Annotated in this window: 18 protein-coding genes and 2 pseudogenes; 10 read left to right on the top strand and 10 right to left on the bottom strand. The window is 62.0% G+C overall.

Annotation, left to right across the window (positions count from 1 at the left end; genetic code table 11):
• Nucleotides 1–112 precede the first annotated feature (112 nt).
• Both ACOCG7_RS33940 and ACOCG7_RS33935 read left to right on the top strand, forming a co-directional pair.
• Entirely contained in the window at nt 113–622 is a 510-nt protein-coding gene (locus ACOCG7_RS33940; RefSeq protein ID WP_421380968.1) for a hypothetical protein, read from the top strand.
• 127 nt (nt 623–749) lie between these two features.
• Nucleotides 750–1,062, top strand: a pseudogene (locus ACOCG7_RS33935) (SOS response-associated peptidase family protein); the annotation flags it as partial.
• 234 nt (nt 1,063–1,296) lie between these two features.
• Here the strand turns inward: ACOCG7_RS33935 and ACOCG7_RS33930 are convergent.
• The 6 genes and pseudogenes from ACOCG7_RS33930 to ACOCG7_RS33905 form a co-directional block, all read right to left on the bottom strand.
• Entirely contained in the window at nt 1,297–2,385 is a 1,089-nt protein-coding gene (locus ACOCG7_RS33930) for a hypothetical protein (RefSeq protein WP_310126165.1), read from the bottom strand.
• A 10-nt stretch (nt 2,386–2,395) separates the two neighbouring features.
• Nucleotides 2,396–2,743, bottom strand: coding sequence for an XRE family transcriptional regulator (locus tag ACOCG7_RS33925; RefSeq protein ID WP_374711014.1), 348 nt, complete (start codon nt 2,741–2,743; stop codon nt 2,396–2,398).
• Between the two features lie 322 nt (nt 2,744–3,065).
• Complete coding sequence (locus tag ACOCG7_RS33920) at nt 3,066–3,296, bottom strand: DUF3717 domain-containing protein (protein ID WP_421380964.1); 231 nt, start codon at nt 3,294–3,296, stop codon at nt 3,066–3,068.
• Between the two features lie 54 nt (nt 3,297–3,350).
• The gene (locus ACOCG7_RS33915) at nt 3,351–3,659 is read right to left on the bottom strand and encodes a hypothetical protein (RefSeq protein ID WP_421380961.1); all 309 of its coding nucleotides are present in this window, start codon (nt 3,657–3,659) and stop codon (nt 3,351–3,353) included.
• A gap of 53 nt (nt 3,660–3,712) precedes the next feature.
• Nucleotides 3,713–4,541: pseudogene (locus ACOCG7_RS33910) on the bottom strand (DUF932 domain-containing protein).
• A gap of 54 nt (nt 4,542–4,595) precedes the next feature.
• Complete coding sequence (locus tag ACOCG7_RS33905; protein WP_421380958.1) at nt 4,596–5,009, bottom strand: antirestriction protein; 414 nt, start codon at nt 5,007–5,009, stop codon at nt 4,596–4,598.
• Between the two features lie 199 nt (nt 5,010–5,208).
• Between ACOCG7_RS33905 and ACOCG7_RS33900 the strand changes: the two genes are divergently transcribed.
• On the top strand, nt 5,209–7,245 hold the full coding sequence (locus ACOCG7_RS33900) for a ParB/RepB/Spo0J family partition protein (RefSeq protein ID WP_421380955.1): 2,037 nt from the start codon (nt 5,209–5,211) through the stop codon (nt 7,243–7,245).
• 345 nt (nt 7,246–7,590) lie between these two features.
• Here ACOCG7_RS33900 and ACOCG7_RS33895 read toward each other — a convergent pair whose 3' ends face one another.
• A complete protein-coding gene (locus ACOCG7_RS33895; RefSeq protein WP_421380952.1) occupies nt 7,591–8,133 on the bottom strand; it encodes a hypothetical protein in 543 nt (180 codons plus the stop codon).
• 347 nt (nt 8,134–8,480) lie between these two features.
• Between ACOCG7_RS33895 and ACOCG7_RS33890 the strand changes: the two genes are divergently transcribed.
• The 6 genes from ACOCG7_RS33890 to ACOCG7_RS33865 all read left to right on the top strand — a co-directional run bounded on the left by ACOCG7_RS33890 (nt 8,481) and on the right by ACOCG7_RS33865 (nt 14,022).
• A complete protein-coding gene (locus tag ACOCG7_RS33890; RefSeq protein WP_421380949.1) occupies nt 8,481–8,738 on the top strand; it encodes a hypothetical protein in 258 nt (85 codons plus the stop codon).
• Nucleotides 8,738–9,103 carry a plasmid mobilization protein gene (locus ACOCG7_RS33885; protein ID WP_310318815.1) on the top strand — a complete coding sequence of 122 codons (366 nt, stop codon included), beginning with the start codon at nt 8,738–8,740 and terminating at the stop codon, nt 9,101–9,103. The genes ACOCG7_RS33890 and ACOCG7_RS33885 overlap by 1 nt, the downstream gene beginning before the upstream one ends.
• Before the next feature lie 25 nt (nt 9,104–9,128).
• On the top strand, nt 9,129–9,386 hold the full coding sequence (locus ACOCG7_RS33880) for a hypothetical protein (protein WP_421380945.1): 258 nt from the start codon (nt 9,129–9,131) through the stop codon (nt 9,384–9,386).
• A complete protein-coding gene (locus ACOCG7_RS33875; protein ID WP_421380942.1) occupies nt 9,386–12,619 on the top strand; it encodes an LPD7 domain-containing protein in 3,234 nt (1,077 codons plus the stop codon). The genes ACOCG7_RS33880 and ACOCG7_RS33875 overlap by 1 nt, the downstream gene beginning before the upstream one ends.
• 14 nt (nt 12,620–12,633) lie before the next feature.
• Nucleotides 12,634–13,161: a PH domain-containing protein gene (locus tag ACOCG7_RS33870; RefSeq protein WP_421380939.1), complete on the top strand. Its 528-nt coding sequence runs from the start codon at nt 12,634–12,636 to the stop codon at nt 13,159–13,161.
• 63 nt (nt 13,162–13,224) lie between these two features.
• Entirely contained in the window at nt 13,225–14,022 is a 798-nt protein-coding gene (locus ACOCG7_RS33865; RefSeq protein ID WP_421380936.1) for a hypothetical protein, read from the top strand.
• Nucleotides 14,023–14,306: 284 nt separating this feature from the next.
• On the opposite strand, the gene ACOCG7_RS33860 is transcribed toward ACOCG7_RS33865, so the two are convergent.
• From ACOCG7_RS33860 to ACOCG7_RS33850, 3 genes are all read right to left on the bottom strand, one after another.
• A complete protein-coding gene (locus ACOCG7_RS33860) occupies nt 14,307–14,510 on the bottom strand; it encodes a hypothetical protein (RefSeq protein ID WP_421380933.1) in 204 nt (67 codons plus the stop codon).
• Nucleotides 14,507–14,944 carry a hypothetical protein gene (locus tag ACOCG7_RS33855; protein WP_421380930.1) on the bottom strand — a complete coding sequence of 146 codons (438 nt, stop codon included), beginning with the start codon at nt 14,942–14,944 and terminating at the stop codon, nt 14,507–14,509. The genes ACOCG7_RS33860 and ACOCG7_RS33855 overlap by 4 nt, the downstream gene beginning before the upstream one ends.
• Nucleotides 14,945–15,068: 124 nt before the next feature.
• On the bottom strand, nt 15,069–15,458 hold the full coding sequence (locus ACOCG7_RS33850; RefSeq protein ID WP_421380927.1) for a response regulator: 390 nt from the start codon (nt 15,456–15,458) through the stop codon (nt 15,069–15,071).
• Between the two features lie 864 nt (nt 15,459–16,322).
• On the opposite strand from ACOCG7_RS33850, the gene ACOCG7_RS33845 reads away from it, so the two are divergent.
• Nucleotides 16,323–16,805 carry a hypothetical protein gene (locus ACOCG7_RS33845; RefSeq protein ID WP_421380924.1) on the top strand — a complete coding sequence of 161 codons (483 nt, stop codon included), beginning with the start codon at nt 16,323–16,325 and terminating at the stop codon, nt 16,803–16,805.
• Nucleotides 16,806–16,840 lie beyond the last annotated feature (35 nt).

The raw sequence follows: 16,840 nt of genomic DNA, 5'->3' as shown, positions 1-16,840 counted from the left end.
CGGGGCGTGATCCCCACTATCGACGCCGGATAGATTTAAGCGAGCCTGCAATGACATCGGAAATCGTGGTTGCAAAAATGGGAGGGACCATAGAAATTAATACGGTCTACGTTTGATTAACTTCTTCTTTACCGCAGCCTGGTGGACCAGCACCGTGATCGGTGCGATTGTGCTCAACCTCTTCGCCGCTTATGCGAAAGACATCCTTGACCGGGCTCTCCGTGCGATGTCGAGAAAGTGGGCGACCAGGTCGCGGCGATCGCGCGAGGAATTCCAGCGGACTGTCCGAGAGCTGGCGGCCAGCTCGGCAAAGCGGGAGAGGTTTCACAGGGAAGAAAGGCGGTGGCGGTCCAACGCAATCTTCTATCTCTTACTTACTGTGGCGCTAGCCGCGCTTCTTGTGCTCGGGATCGAACTTGACCTTCAACAGATCCTCGAACCCTCCTCATTTTCCGCTTCTTTGGCGCCCCACATGTTCGGAAAACGCGGTGTTGGTAATGTCGGGGTATGGTTTCTTGGCCTCGGCATCATGATGGCCTTTGGGTCTTTTGCCCAGGCGAATGCTATCAACGACAAACTTGCCGCGTCAGATCGCCTGCGCGAAGAGGGCGGCACTTGTTGAGGTTCGTTAATTCCGCTCCTGGGTACGCTAATTCTGCAAACCTCAACAGTTGGTCCCGACGCCATTTTTGTCGATATGGATGACCTTCACTTCATGTATCGGGCTCGCTTTGAGGGAAGGGCGCTAGCTTGCCGACGGCGAGCAGGACCAGAAGAACGTTGTGCTCGAGTTCAGGGTCCGAGTCGGGAGAGGATATGCTTGTTGCCTGCCTCTGGTCGCGCTAGAAGGGTAAGGGCGAGCCGGATCTTTTGTCGTTCGCAGCCGTAACGGACGAGCCGCCGGCGGAGATCGCTGCAGCCGGTCACGATCGCTGCATCATCCCGATCCGTCCGGAGCACGTCGACGCGTGGCTTAATCCTGAACCCGGCAACCTGTCAGCGCTGTACGCCATCCTCGACGACAGGGCACGGCCGTACTACCTGCATCGACTTGCCGCCTGACCGATTGCTGCAGCCCGTCCGTCACGTCAGCGCGACTTTTTGCATCGTGCGCATTCGTAGGCGTGGATTCCGCTGTCGTTCAGGATGGAATAGTAGTGCGGATGCTTTCGCCATTGGTGTAGCCCAAGGCGACAGACCAGCCATCCAGCGAGAGAACGTAGCATCGCTTTTTCTCCTAAACCGTGCCGTACGCCTTGACAGAAATTTCGGGAACCGGCATCTGAAGGTTGGTGATCAAAACCCGTATGGATTGTCGCCCCATTGCCGCAGGACACGGTAATCGTGTTCGGGTAGCACGATCAGCCCGTCCTCGGCCGCCTCGAGCACCCGCTCCATCTGGCCGCTCTTCACGAGGTTGCCGTGCAGGCCATAGAAGTACCACGCGAACGGCGTGCCGATCCGCTCGTCGAACTGGGTCAGCTTGCCATACAGGCTGTACACATCGAGCTTGTGTGTGTTCTTCAGCGCCGCGATCTTGCGCGTGTGCGTCCAACCAGGCACGAAATCCAGATACCGGCGACCCTGCGGGTCAGTGTAGTCGGACGTGTTGAATGCCCAGCGCGTGCAGATCCGTTCACCTGCACGACCGGCGCTCGAGGCGCTCCAGTCGTCGAAGAACCGGCGGCCGCGCCACCGCTGCCGATCGTAGCCGGGCGTGAGTTCGCGTACGCTGACGATGCGGGTCTCGCCGGTATCCGTGTCGGTTTCGATCAGTCGTCGATCGCCATCTGCCCGCTGGCGATCGGCAAATACCGCCCCGGCGAGCGCGGCGAAGCGCTGCATGTCGATCGCCTCGTTGAGGCGGTAGCTCGGCGTGCCGAGTGTGCGTCGCGCCACCTGTTCGACCAGGGCTCCACCGGTCGACCCGCGGCGTAGCTCGTCTGCATCCGGCAAGCCCCAGCGGTCGTCACGCGGAAACACTTCGCGCTCGACGAACGCCTGTTCTTCCCATACTGCGAACTGGGTGAAATTGTCCTGGTCACCATCGCGGTCGTGCACGAAGTAATGCAGCACCGGCTGGATCTCGACCAGCAGATAGCCGGCATCCTTGTGCGCACGCCACACCTCGCGCGCGGAGCCGCCGTGTGCGGCCAGCTGCGCGTCAATCCAGGCGTGATAGTCGGCGGCAACCGCGCTACCGTCGGCGCCGAGGATCCGCGCCGGCTGCTCGCCGAACTCGTCGCGGGTCTTCACATAGCGAGTTCCGCGGTAGTCCGTGCGGGTCGCGAATGCCGCCAGTAGCTGCGCGTGAGATTTCGTGACCGGCGTCGTCGCGACGATCGTCGACAGCACGTCAGTTTGCAGATCGTATTCCTTGCGCATCGTGTTCGCCTCAGTTGTCCATGCTTTCATTGCTGTCCGGCTGCGGCTGGTTCTCGTATCCAGGACCGCGCCGACGCGACTTGCGCATCTCCTCGATACTGATTTCCCAGATCGCGCCATACCCTGCCGCATAGCAAAGGAGTGCCCACGACGCGTACGGAATTGGCGCGTCTTCACTGATCCACTTGCGGATCTGGCGACCGCTTTTTTCGGCAAGGTCGAGATAGTCGGCGGCAAGCCGCCCGGTGAACCCCGCCTGCCGGAGCACTTCCTGTACTTCGGCTCCGGTCGGCCTCGCCCAGTAAAGTGCTGGTTGCAGGCATTCGCGGCGGATCGTCACAAACGGTTCGTTACTCATCGGTCTTTCCAGTTGTTATCCAGCCCCCACGGCTTCGCCGCGAGGGATTCACGCTCCCTTCGGTCGCTTGACGACCCCGAGCCGGTGGTCTGCCCGCGCCCGAGCCGGATCGTCACGCCGCGATCCGCGGCGCGCCGGCGCGCTCCCCACGCGTCCCGCGCGGGTCCCCGGGCGCCTCGATCCGGGCGCGCGGCGCGCACGACGCAACCGTGATTATCCGATGTCTGGCTTGCAGGAGGGAGAGTCGGCAAGGCAGCAGCGCGCTGGCCAGCATCCGGGGGGCCGATGGCGGCCGACGGCGGCCCCCGGGCGCCGCCTGACCTCACAGCGGCAGTTCGCGCTGATACAACGCCACCCGAAGCGCGTCCAGTTGATCATCGTTCAGCTTCGCCGCCTCGACAGTGTTGGCGTGTTCGAAGATCATCAGCCCGTATACGTCAGCCAGCGGACGAGCCTTTGCGCAAAGTGCGCCATCCTCGCCGGGAGCCTGCCGGGCGCACCAGTAATTGATCGCCTGCTCGATCTCGGCGATTGAAAATCCGGATTGGTTCATGAAAGCCTCGCAGGCCCGCGCAACCCTCGCGCGGGCGTTGATTGTCAGTCGGCGCTATTGCAGTTGGCCCCGATGCTCGATGACCGTCGCAACGGGTGCGGAAGGCGGTACGCGATCGAAGCCAGCCAGGGCGGAGCGGGCGATTGCGCGCAATTCCTCGCGATGCATGTCGATCGCGTGGCCGTCACGGTCCAGCATGTCGGCGATGCGCCTGAGCGCGTCAGCGGACTGTGCCGCCGCATCAGCCGACAGGGCCATGCGGTACAGTTCGCCGCGAACCTGGCTTCTGTCGCCGTACTGCCAGATTGCCAGCAGCGGCAGCAACGTAGCCAGCCATGTCGGTCGGGTGTTGAGCGTGTCCATGTGGTGTCCTCAGTGTCAGAAAATGCCCTGACCCGCAGGGCAGGGCGAGCCGGTTAGCCGCGCAGGCGGCGCAGTTCGTCAGCAAGTACCCACAGGGCACGGTTCAGGCGGATATTCTGGTCAATACCCCGTCACGGCGCGCGTGGTGGTCGCACGGCCAGCCGCATTGCGACCCTGCAGCCCGCCACGAGTCATGTTCTCCTGCACACGATTGAAAGTGGTCCACAGGTCGGATCCACGGTCCTCGATACGGCGCGGCGCAAGAAGCTGTGCTTCCGTGACGGGCGCGGGCTTGTCATCGTCGTAACGCAAGGCAAGCGCCGCGCGTGCAAAGGCGTTCTGTTCGCCCTCATCGAGCACGGCTTGGGCCATGCCTTCGCGCTGTTCCGTCTGCCCTTCGAAACCGTCAAGCACCCTGAACGCCCCTTCAATCACCTGGCCGATGACGTCCCCTTTGTGCGGCACGCGGATATCGCTCAACGCATTGCCGCACACGATCCCGTTCTGACAGGCGAAGCGGATCATTCCCGAGATCATCTGATAGCTGGACTGGCCGTTGTGGCTGTTCAGGAGGATGACTTCGTTGGCCTCGCGACCGCTGATCTGGTCAGCGTGGCGCAGACGAAGCATGTGTTTCGTGTAGTCGCGCATCCCGCTATCCCGCACGCGGGTCTGGCAGACCATGAAGGGTTGAAAACCTTCCTTGCGCAACGCGTCGAGCACATCGACGGTCGGAATGTAGCTGTAGCGCGGCGAACGGCTTTCGTGCGGAGCGTTGGCAAGGATGGAAGGCGCAACCTTCGCGATTTCATCATTCGACAGTGGATGACCGGAGCGCAGGGCGACGGCGTTGCGGCTGAAACTGCTGGCAAGCATGTTCATTTGCTGTTCCTCAATCAGGGGAGCAGCCCCGACCCGAAAGCCGGGGCCGGTCGATTAATCGATGGCGCGGAGGATGTTTGCGGCTTCCACGTGCTGCGAGGCGAACTCGCGCAACTGGTGATAGCGCTCGATGATGGTGTCGTCGTGCGTCTTCTCTGCGAGGTGGCAGAGGGCGTACAGCGTGACGGTAATGCCGAAGGCTTCCGCGCCCATCATGTCGCTGTAACCATTCATGTGCCAGCGGACGTGCACGCGACCCATGTTCGAAGGTGCCATATAGAAGCCGTTGTTAGACAGCGTGAAGAAATTCCAGTGACCGCCTTCATAGTTGCGGTACAGACGCGCGGCCCAGTCGTACACCAGCGACTCACCTTCCATGTAATGACGACCGAGGAAGCGGGGCAGCACGTTCAGGCGCAGTTCGTCTGGAACAACAGATGAGGCGATCTTGCATTCAGTAGTACTCACTTGAGTTCTCCGGGTTGAGCCACAGCGGGATTGCCGGGCAACACATCTATTATAGGCCTTAAAGGCCTTTACAACAAGAAATTAATCTATTTAATGCGCGGCGGATTGTTTTTATTCGTCTTGCAATATAGGTCTCTAAAACCTATAATGATTCTGTTGCCCGGCAATCCCGCTGTGGCTCAACCCGGAGAAGTGACCTATGTTGCAAGTCGAAACGAACTCCACCCTCACCGCTGCAGATGCAGCGCGTATCCAGTACGTCCCGTATTTCCGGCTCTGTCCGTCCCCGTTCAATGTGCGAAAGAGGGAGCCGACAGGGATCGAACCCCTGGCCGAGACAATTGACGGTCGGGGCTTGATGCAGAACCTCGTTGTGCACACCATGAAGGGCCGTGGCAAGCAGCCGAAGCTGGGCGTATGCGCCGGACAGCGGCGGCTCGCCGCGCTGGACCTGCTGTTTTCGCAGGGCCGTATTACGAAGGACTACCAGGTGCCGGTGCTGATCGTCAGCGAAGGCGAAGCGATTGCCGCGTCGCTGATCGAAAACCGCGAGCGGGAGCCGATGCATATCGCCGACGAGTGCGTTGCTTTCGGGCTGCTATCGCAGGAGGGTAAGCCGGTGTCCCATATCGCGGCGCTGTTCAAGGTGTCGGAAATGGTGGTGCGTCGTGCACTGAAAATCGCCAACCTCGCGCCGTCGCTACTCGACCTGCTGCGCGAGGACAAGCTCGACTACGAGCAGGCGAAGGTGCTGGCATTGGCTGACGATCATGCGACACAGCAACGCATCTGGAATGACGCGCCGAATGCCTGGCACCGTCGCCCGTCCGAACTGCGTGCGGCGCTAACCAAGGCAGAACTGGACGCCAGCGAAAACCCGCTTGCGCGATTCGTCGGGCTGGACGCCTACGAGGCCGCAGGCGGTTTCGTGCGCCGGGATCTGTTCAGTGACGACAGGAATGCCGGATACATCGCGGACGCGGAGCTGCTGCACCGCCTCGCGACCGAGCGGCTGATCGAACTGTCCCAGACCATAGCCGCCGAGGGCTGGTCGTTCGTTGAGACGAGAACCCGCGTTGACCGGGCCGAACTGATCCGGTACGACCGGATCGTGTCGACCTCGCGCAAGCCGACGAAGGCGGAAAAGACGGAGCTTGCAGCGCTTGTCGCCGTGCGCGACGAAGCGAAGGCCGCACTGGATGCCTACTACGCCGACCAGGACAGCGAGGAAGACGAGGTGCTGTGGGAGCGACTGGACAACGCGCTCGCCGACGCCACGGCAGCCGTTGATGCTTACGGCGAACGGTTCGAAACATTTGACGCCGACGACATGAAGCAGGCCGGTGCGTTCGTCGCCATCGATGAGGCTGGCAAGGCGCAGGTCACGCGTGGCCTACGCCGTCCGGAAGAACGCGCCGCTGACTCGAACCAGGTGGCGCAGCTTACCCACGCGCAGCGAAGCCGTGATCTACCGCCGAAGGCGAAACCGGTGCACGGCGAGAAGCTGTGCAAACGCCTGACCGCGCACCGCACGGCAGCGATACAGATCGAGCTTGCACAGCAGCCGGGCGTTGCGCTGGCCGTGCTGATGTACCGGATGATTCCAGTTGTGTTCGATGACGTGTACGGTCAATCGTACATCGACCATGCCGTGCGGATCGACGTGCATACGTCGCGCGATGCGCTGGTGTCGAATGCCGATGACATGGGCGACAGCGCAGCGTGGAAAGGACTGGAAGAACAGCGGGCGAAATGGACGCGGATGCTGCCGAAGCGCACCGATGAACTGCTGGCCTGGCTGCTGCAACAGGATTCGGACGTCATGTCGAACCTGTTTGCATTCTGCGTGGCCGCGACGGTGGACGGCATCAGCCCGGTTGACCGCGCACATGCCATCAACGAAGTCGCGAACACGATGGAAGTGGATTTCACGCGCTACTGGAAGCCCACGCGCGCCGGGTATTTCGAGCACGTTTCGAAAGACCGCATCGTGTCGGTTGTCGGCGAGGCAGTCGCGCCGCATGCGGCAGGCGAACTGCGCGGCATGAAAAAGGGCGATGCTGCCGCTGCCGCCGAGCTTCGGATGACGGAATCGGGCTGGTTGCCGGAGGTGCTGCGTAACCGTGAGGTGCCGAAACACGTCACGTACGGGCATTGGGACGACGAGGACAGCGAGGCAGACGATACGCAGGATGAAGGCAACGACGGGGATGCGGAGGAAGCCGAAGCCGCCTGAACCATGACGCACTTCTCGTAAGAGCGGGTTGTCACAACGGCCGTCCAGGTGAAAGCCTGGGCGGTTTTTTTATGACTAACGCATAAAAACCAGTCGGTACGTAGACCGGCGGTCGGAGGCGACTACTGCGTGCCCCGGAGACCGGAGACCTTGAGGACAGCGGCCCGCCAGTTATCGCGACGAACGCGCCTGACTGCCTCCATTTTGCGAAACAGGATGTTACGGAACAGTTGCGAAACGATGCGGATGTGCGCGCGCCGCGCGCCCGGATCGAGGGCCACGGGGACCCATGCAGGATGCATGGGGAGAGGCCCGCCCCGACGCAGCGCGGCGGGGCGATGCGGCTCAGCGCTTGAGCAGAGGGGGATTGTATTTGCGTTTCATTTCTTCGAGATCCTCTGAGGTGATGACGGGATCGGCGTACTGCTGGGCAACCAGTTTGCTGATCTGAACGCTCGACAAGGTCGGGTTTTCGCGTTGCAGTTCTTCACGTGTCTTGACGGTTTTGCCATGACTGGCGCTATTCGTCATGGCAGACGCTGCGTTGGGCGCAGGCGCGTGAGTGACTGGCGATGCGGGTCGAGGTTGAGGTGTCGGCGTGGCTGGTTGCGCAATGGCCTGGTCGGGGTTGCGCGAACCTCGGCGGGGGGCTGGCCTACCCAGGCGTTTGCGAATCCGCTGCAAGGCCTTGATGAAAGCCGGGAGTGTCATGGTGAATCCGCCTTCGTGGAGGCGTGACAGGACGACGGCGCGTGGGACGCCTCTCGCAATGGCCGCGTCAATGTGCTCGATCAGATCGACCAGCAAAGCCGATTCGCGGCGATCGGAAGGGGCGTCATGGTCGGGTGCGAGCGACTGCGTAATGGCATCAATGTCAATCTTGGGCATTGGTGTCTGCTGGGAGGGTACTGGACGGGATGATGATGGCACATGACGGGTGCGTTGTGTCCACTTGGTGTCTATTGATGTCTACCTGAAAGGTGCATTTCGGGTATGGTTCGGGGTGTAGGCGGGTATTGTGAGGTCGTGTGGATATATTTGAGGGCGAGGCGAGGCACGTCGGATATGTTTACGCGATGCTACGCATCCCGTAAAATATCTCGTGCCAAAGGGGCGAGCCCCTTTGAAACCCCGACGCGGGCTACTGCCGCGTCAGCGTGTCGGCAACTCCGTTACCGACACTAAGCACTGCCATGTATGCGGAATGCATATGTAGCGAATACGGAGGTCAGGCGATGATTCCGAGCAGCGAATGGGTGATCCAGCTTGTCGTGGGGCCGCGTGCCGACGAGCGCGGCAGCGAGCCGCGTTATCTGCCGTGGGCGGGTTACACGTGGTCAATGACGGGTGACCAGGCGATGCGCGCGCTGCGCGAATGCGAGTTGCGGTGGCCGGAATACGAGTTTCGCGCGCATCCGATCGATGACGACGGCGGGCCGTTCGTGATGGTCGGCGCTGACATCGACCGCGGTCGCTCGACGGGGCTCTGGTGATGCCAAAGCAGAAGAGCAACGGCGGAGCAGGGCTGGGCAAGCCAATCGCGTTCCGTCTGTCGGATGCGGATCGCGCGGCGTACCTTGCCAAGGTGGCGCAGAGCGGAATGACCCAATCGGAATTCTTCCGGCAGGCGGTGCTGACCAACCGCACGCAGGTGATCGCACGGCCGGTGGCGAGCGGGGACCGCAAGCGGTTGCTGTACATCTTCAACAAGACGAGCAACAACCTGAACCAGATCGCGCACCGTGCGAACTCCGAGCACGTGCGCGGCAAGCTGTCAGAGGCGACGTATGCGCAGCTGCTTGACCAGCTGCAGATGATCTCGCGGTATCTGAAAGCGACGCTGGGCAAGGTCGATTGAGGCGGAGACCTGAGATGGAGATGGCATGAGCGAGGTACAGCAGGCGATCGCGCCCGTGGTCGAGCTCGAAGCGCGGCTGCACGGTGAACTCACCGGTGCCGGGCAGGGCACCGCGGAGGGTACATCAAGCCGCACGCATTGCGACGCAGCGCGAGCGCAGGTTATCGCCGCGCGGCATCTGCTGTACCCGAACGCGTATTTCGAGCTCGAGCGGCGCATTGCGCAGGTCGAGTTGTGGCTCGAGGCGCGCGGTCATACGCACCCCCACCCGGAGGGCGACTGATGCTGATCCGCGTGCGTGGCCACCATGACGGGATCAAGGCATATCTGGAGAAAGGCCAGAAGCAGGATCGCGAGTTCGAGCGCGACGAGATGGACGAGCGCGTCATTCTCGCGGGCGACCTGGACCTGACGAACGAGATCATCCAGTCGATGGACACCGCTGCCGAGCGGTATCTGACGATCACGCTTTCGTTCAAGGAAGACGAGGTGTCGCGCGAGACTCTGGAAGCGATTACGCGCGACTTCGAGGCGTTCACGTTTTCCGCGTACCGCAAGGACGAGTACGCGTTCTATGCCGAGGCGCACGTGCCGCGGCTCAAAAGCTACGCCGATCGCAAGAGCGGCGAGCCGATCGAGCGCAAGGTGCATATCCATTTCGTGGTGCCGGCGGTCAATCTGCTGACCGGGCGGCGGCTGGAACCGTTCGGCAAGGTCGACCAGCAGACGCGCTTTCTCGAAGCGTTCCAGGAGCACACGAACGCGAAATATGGCCTCGCGAGTCCGAAGGACAACCGGCGCGTCGCGTTCACCGATGCGTCGGAGATGATCAGCCGGTACAAGGGCGATGCGTTCGCCGGCGCGAACCGGGACCTGAAGGCGTCGATCCTCGAGGCGATTCTTGCGCGAAACATCACGCGCCATGACGACTTCAGGGCGCTGCTCGCCGAGTACGGCGAGACGCGCACGCGCAATGCCGGGCGTGACGTCGAGTATGAGAACGTCAGGCCGCACGACGCGGCGAAGGGCGTCAATCTGAAGGAATACGTGTTCTCGCGCGAGTTCATCGAGTTTGATGGGGATGCCAAGCGCGCGGCGCTCGCATCGGGCATTCACACGCAGTACATCGAAGCCGGCGTGCCACGCGAGACGCCGGCAGCGTATCTCGAATTGCTGGACGAGTGGCACGCAGTGCGGGCGCGGGAAATCAAGTATCTGAACAGCGGCAGCAGTTTTTACGAAACCTACCGGAACGCAACGCCCGACGAGCAGCGGCGCCTGCTCGCCCACCGTGAGACGCGTTTCTATCAACGCACTGGAGGACTGAATGAACGCGGAATCGAAGAACGTAGCGAACGACGCAGCAGCCGTGGACCCGGAGACTGGCGAGATTGGCGGGGGCTGGGAAGAACTCGCGACCACGAGCGAACACGAGAGCCAGGCCGAGGAGGGCCGGAGGGCGGGCAAACCAGCTGGGAAGCGCTCGAACGCGAACACGAAGAAATCACCCGCCGGTGGCGAGCCGGAGCGGATCGTGACCTTGACGCTCGCTTCGATCGATCCGGCCCGGCGCCCCAATCCTTCGACCGTGTGCGAGGTGTGCCCGGCAGCGGTCTGGATGGCGACGCCGCGCGACGTCAAATGCTTCTGCCGCCTGATGCATTACTGGAGCTGGGAAACCAGCAAGCCGAACGAGTTGACGCATTGCGATGGTCTGGCGATCGCGAGCGAAAAGGAGGACTGACAGGGGAGCGCGATGCGCCCAGCTGGCGGTCCATCGCGGCGCGGATGTACTCGGCTTACCAACTGGCCGATCCGGCTGAGCGGGCCAGACTTGCGGCGACCAGCGCGGAGAAGTTCGAGCGCAAGACCTTCGGAATGAACCGTGCGCTCGGCGGTGGCAGGATGCCGCGAGAGTTCCAACAGGACCAGGCGCCCCGCAGTATGGCGGATATCCAGTCGTTCGACGCGATCGCGTCGATGCCGTTCGAGTCCGTGCCGTTGGCCGAGGCAGGTAGTGAGCCGATCACATTGCCTGGCATCGACGCGTTTGAGCGGCCACCGTATCCATTCGACGCCGGCGACGGGCTGTCCGATACCTATGGACAACCGCCCGGAACGATGGAGGCGCCGCGCAACTGGCCAGATGCTGGCAGGTCTGCGGGGCAGTCGCTCAATTCCCGCGCGAGAGCATCGACCGGACGCGAAGCCGATACGGTGCTCGACCAGTTCGCGCGTGATCTGGTCGAAACGAGATCCGTTCGGGCGGACCGCGAGCGGGCCGAGTTTGCGGAAATCCGCGCGACGCTCGATGCGAGCCGGCTGCTGGCAGCCCTTGCTCACTCACACGGTTTGATAGTCGGGAAATACCAGGTCGGCAAGGGCCGCGACGGGGCTGACCGGATCAAGGCGGGCTCGCGCAACCTCAATGTATCGGACTTCCTGACGAAGGAAATGAGTCTGTCGTGGACCGAGGCGGCGCAGCTGCTGCGCGATACCTATCACGCGCAAACCGGACGGGATCCGGCGCATGCTCCGCGGCGCACGCCGGAGCGTGATCTGTGGGCGGAGTTTCAGGCGTGGCGCGCGGCGTACCGCGAGGCATTGCGCAGCGAATGGACCAGGCAGGGGCTGCTCGGGAAGGAGCGGCGGACGGCCATCAGGTCAGTGTTCTACGGGAAACGCAGCGCGATCGCCGACAGGACAGATCTGTCGGCGGCGCAGCGCAAGGACGCGCTCTCTGCTGCACGCGTCGGACGGCTCGAAGCCGAAGCGGCGTTGCGGGAGCAGGTCATCCGCGAGCGCGATGCGTTGAAGGGCGCCGCCCGGCGGCCATTGACTGACCAGTATCGCGACTTCCTGCAGGAACGCGCTCAGGCGGGAGACCAACGCGCGTTGCACGAGTTGCGGCGGATGCAGCGGCTGCGGTCGGAACTCGCGAGGGCAGCCGACGAGACAGGCGCGGTTGCGTTCCGCCCGGCAGGTGCCGGCGAGCCGAACGAAATCCTCTATCGTGGACCGTCGATCACTTATGAAGTGCTCGTGAACGGCGATGTGGACTACCGCAAGGACGGTGCCGCGCTGTTCGTCGACGAGGGGCGAACGCTGCGCCTGTGGGATCAGGAGCGTGACGCACTCGAAATCGCGCTGCGGTTCGCGCAGCAAAAGTTTGGCCCGTCGCTGGCGCTCACCGGTCCGGAAGCGTTTCAGGCGGGCGCCGCGCGCGTGGCTGCCGAAACCCGGATGCACGTCGAGTTTGCCGATCCGGAGCTCGAACGTATCCGGCAGATCCGGCGCGCCGAACTCGATGCCGTGGCGGCTGACCGTCGGGCGGCGCAGCGTGATGCCGATCGCGAGCGTGACGCTCACGAGCGTGAACGGCTGCGCGATATACTGCGCGCGCCGGAACCAGAACCGGGCGATGTGGACAGCGGATCAGCGGCTCCCGATCGCGAGGACCCTGAGGGACGAGACGGTCCGGATGCTCCGGAACACGGGCCTGACATCGACAGATAAGGAGGAAACAAATCATGGCACGGTATGGCACCATCGCTCGGGCAGAGATCGCGCGGGAAGTCATCTTCAGCGGGACACCGTCACAGGTCGTGAACCTGCCGACGTTCATCAGGTGGCTCGTCGTGGCCGCGCTGATTATTGCGGGCTACGTGTTCGCGCTGACCCGCTGGCCGGTTCCGTGGTTCACACCGGCGCTCGCGCTGCTGCTCGTCGGTCTTGGCGTGCTGCTGGCGTACCTGCAAACGGCCTTTACGGAGATCATCATCGACACCGAACGCATCACGTGCCGGCAAGGCATCCTGAACCGCCGTGTGTCGAGCATCGAACTGTTCCGGATACAGGATGTCACGTCCGTGCATCCGTGGTGGCAACGACTGTTCGGTATCGGCGCAGCGGTCGTGATGACCAGCGACTCGAATAATCCGGTGTGGCTGATGCCGGGCATGCAGCACGCCGAGCAGTTGCGCGATGAGCTCAACCGTGCCGCGATCGCGCTACGCGATGTCAAGGGTGTTCGCGAAGTCAACATGGGACGCGTGTAAGAACGATTGCAACCTGGCGCCGGCAGGCCGCCAGTACCATCTGGAGGATGGATGCTACCGTCATTGGAACAGCATGAAGGGCCGAGAAAAAAGCCGCGTGTGCTCGTGCTCGAGGTCCAGGATCGCCAAAAGCCGGATGGACCGGTCATCGCGCAACTTCTGATCGAGCGGCAAGAGTCATTCAAGTACTATGCTGACGGGCCACTCGAGGAAGCGGGGTTCGAGCTTTCCTATCGTATGGTTGGCGCCGACGTATTTCCAGGAAACGGGCGCGGGGAGTTCCGGGCCGGCTTTTCCACGTTCGACAATCGTGTTTCCGTGACGCAGCATGGTGTCTGGGGACACGGATTCGTGACTCTCGATCTTCCCGGGCTTGAGGGGCAACGGATCGGCACCTATCTCATGAACGAGATTGTCTGCTGGGCACGCCAATGGCCCGATGCCGACGTCAATAACATCGAACTCCTTGCGGCCCAGGCCCGGGACCGCAATACCGCCCGGCGCAACCGCTTCTATGAGCGGTTCGGCTTCGTGTTCGACTATGCCGATTCACGGCATCGGGCCGGTATGTCTCGCCCCCTGAAAGTTCGCGATCTCAAGCCTGTGGAAAGCTGGAAAGAGAATATCACCGAGCACCTTATGTTCGACTTCCTGGCCCGTCAGCAACAGTTCGAACTCCGTGCCCGAGCCGAGGCCGCGACGCTCTCGCGTTCGGTGCGCGAACTGGCGCTCGAACAAAGACGCGCCGAAGCGCATCCGGTCTGGTGGGCCGTAAAGGAAGTCTATGAGCAGCGCTCAAGCTGGATAGTAGCGGGGGTCCTGCTGGCGACCGTGGCCGTGGCACTGCATTTTTCCCGCTGAAGGTCGGGCGTTTTCTGTTGCGCCATTTGTTGCATCGTCTCGGGTGACGGCAAGCTGGCAAGTATCCGGTGCAGGCGCTCGCTTCCCGCATAACGGCATCCATTTTTAACGTCCAACGCGAGCCCTGAACTGAGAGCTATTTGACGAGTGGTAGTTGCAGGCGCGCGAGCATGGTGATCTGCAATGCAGGCACGCCTGCCTTCAGATGCAAGGACCTGCAAGTAGCGCCCCACCTGTCGTACTGATTCCCGTGCATGGTGCAGGGTATCTTCACTTGCGCGCGATTACGCTGATGGGTTCCGGTCTTTAAGCTGCTTGCGCAGACGCCTGTTATCGAGAACAAGAACGCCCAGCACGACGACTAACAGGATATCGGTTGCATAGGTGCCGGCCGCCGCAGAGAACAGCCATGCGAGCGCTGCGCAGGCAATCGCCGCCGCGATCAGCGCGGCCCGGTCTTTCCACCATTCTTTCGATCCGACTTTCATCGCACCGCCGCCACTTGTGCCTGTGTTGCCGGAATGCTGGCCTTCTTCACAAACATCGAGCGACCAGGCGGGTCGGCCGCGAAAATTTCGGGGTTCGTCTGCAAGACGAACAGCACGCCTGCCGGAATGCGGATACCTGTGTTAAACGTGAATTTGCGAACCCCCAGCATCGTGGCGCTCGCCGACTTCCCGCATGCGGTATATTCGGACGCCGCGACCATAAGGCTACCGACCGCCGCACCAAGCCAGAACGATGCGTACATCGCACCGAACACAAGCAGCTTTTCTCCGGTCCTGGTTGCGCCGATAAGCTCGGCGACGCTCGCCGTCTTACCCAGCTTCTCGGCTGCGGCGACCATCGCCGCGACGCGCGCAATGACATTAGCCGGTGCGGTGGAAACGCTGGCCGGTACGTCCAGCCCCAACGCATCCATGTTCGCCTTGAACGCCCTGTAAAAGTCTGCGCCAGTACATGCATTAGCCATCGTTGCTACCCTCTGTATCATCACACAGCGCTTATGCGGCACGCATAGGTGGCCGGTTTTGAACAACGCCACTTTACCAAAATACTGTTTCGCTCAGAACAATGCTTATCCAGACCTTCACTGGCGCGCTCTCAGTTGTAGACGGGCTCGCCAGAAAGACGGTGATGGCGGCAAGCAACGTAACAGTTCCACTTGGTTTTTGCTGAAAGTGATCATGCAGTACCGTCGCGCCAGGCGGCAGTTCCAGCGACGAGACGAGGGGGATCGGTAAAGAGGCAAGCGTCGCGTCGTCACGAAAGGCCCGGCAGAGCGCGGGACCCTCCATGCCGGACATGTTCCAGTCGGTGATGAGCAGGTCGGGGCGCGCAAGCCCTGCCAGAGCGGCGTCCCCGCTCGGTGCCCGTATCACTTCCCAGCCGTTCCATCCGCAACACGGTGGACCATGCGTGAGCATCGTCTTCATGATCCTCCGCGCAGAGAACGGTCGGACGGCGTTCGGGGTTACTCCATTACACGTTCCGGCATCAAGCAATTCACTCCTGACGCAGCAAACGTGCCAGAACAACAGACAAGGAGCGAAGGAGCAACTATCTCGTCGACGTCGCGCTTCGTGTAATAGTGAATCCGGGTACGTGCCGGCGCGAGGCCGGTTACCATATACCGCATGCGCAGAGTTGGGCCTGCATTCTCAAACGCCGCGATCTGCTTGGCGACGAGAGAGAGCCGCTCGAACTAACGCTCGGTTTCGGTCCTTAAACCGGGCGGGAGCTGCGGCACGCTCGGCCCACCAGCGCGCACGTGCGCCCACCAACCTGTTCGGTGCGAAGGTTGTGGAGCACCGAGCACCGAGCAGCGAGCGGATTCAGTTGCTGTGAGCAGTGCGCTCCTGCCGCAGTCGGACCAGAGTTCCCCGAATGGCCAAATACACCCGGACACCCCGTTTATCCGGAATCGGGGCAACATGATACGTACCGCGAATCAATCGCGTGATGATCCAGTACCGAGGTGCGACCGCCGCAATGGTTGCCTCGCCGAATAGGCTGGAAGTGCGTGCCGTTTCAGAATGTGTTTCTGATCAGGTCGCCAGAGAGCGCACGGCGATGAAACCCGCCTCGTGGGGCATTGGGTCACCCGCCCTCAGGGAGTTGCGAATGCGAAGACGAGGATTGGCGGAATGTGCGCCATCGAACGGATCGATGCGAGCATAAGGTGTGAAGTGGGGCTCGCCCGCATCTGATAGTTATCTGCATTTGCTCTCAAGCACACGTCGCCCGAATGGCACCTTTCGACGCGCGCGCGACACAGGATCCCCAGGAAACCCCTAACGATGAACATGCCAACGCGTCTGTCCAACCATGTTTCAACACTTCTGTCCGCGAGCGGCAAGCGGTTCCCATCCCCGCTAACATCTGCACTGAACCTTCGCGGTTGGAAAAAACAATGCAGTAATGCTGGAAACATCCATCTTCTCCAGCAGACTACCGTACTTCCCAATGCAGTCGATCCTGGAGAACTCGTCCGTTTGCAGGCCATGTCCACCGCTGCGGTGAGTGACCGTACCACGCCCAATCAGCTGTACGATTATCTGGAAGCGACGCTCGCGCTCCATGGCGTTCAGCGAGGCGAGCAACGTCCCACTTATGGCCCGATGTGCGACGGCGACATCCGGCATTCACAGGCCAGCGTCGGGAAGGCTGAACGGCTGCCCGGCTACGCAGACGCTATTCCACTCGCGCAGGGGTTTGCCGCGGCAATGCCGTGGTATGTGCGCTTCGTTGCTCAGCGCAACGGCCAGGGGTTAACAAGGTAAGCGCAATTTCCTATCATAAGCCCTGAAGTTATGAA

The organism is Paraburkholderia sp. DD10 (assembly GCF_049177125.1).
Classification (GTDB): Bacteria; Pseudomonadota; Gammaproteobacteria; order Burkholderiales; family Burkholderiaceae; genus Paraburkholderia; species Paraburkholderia terricola.
Note: the sequence above shows the minus strand (reverse complement) of the source record. Positions and strands in the feature narration are given on the sequence as shown.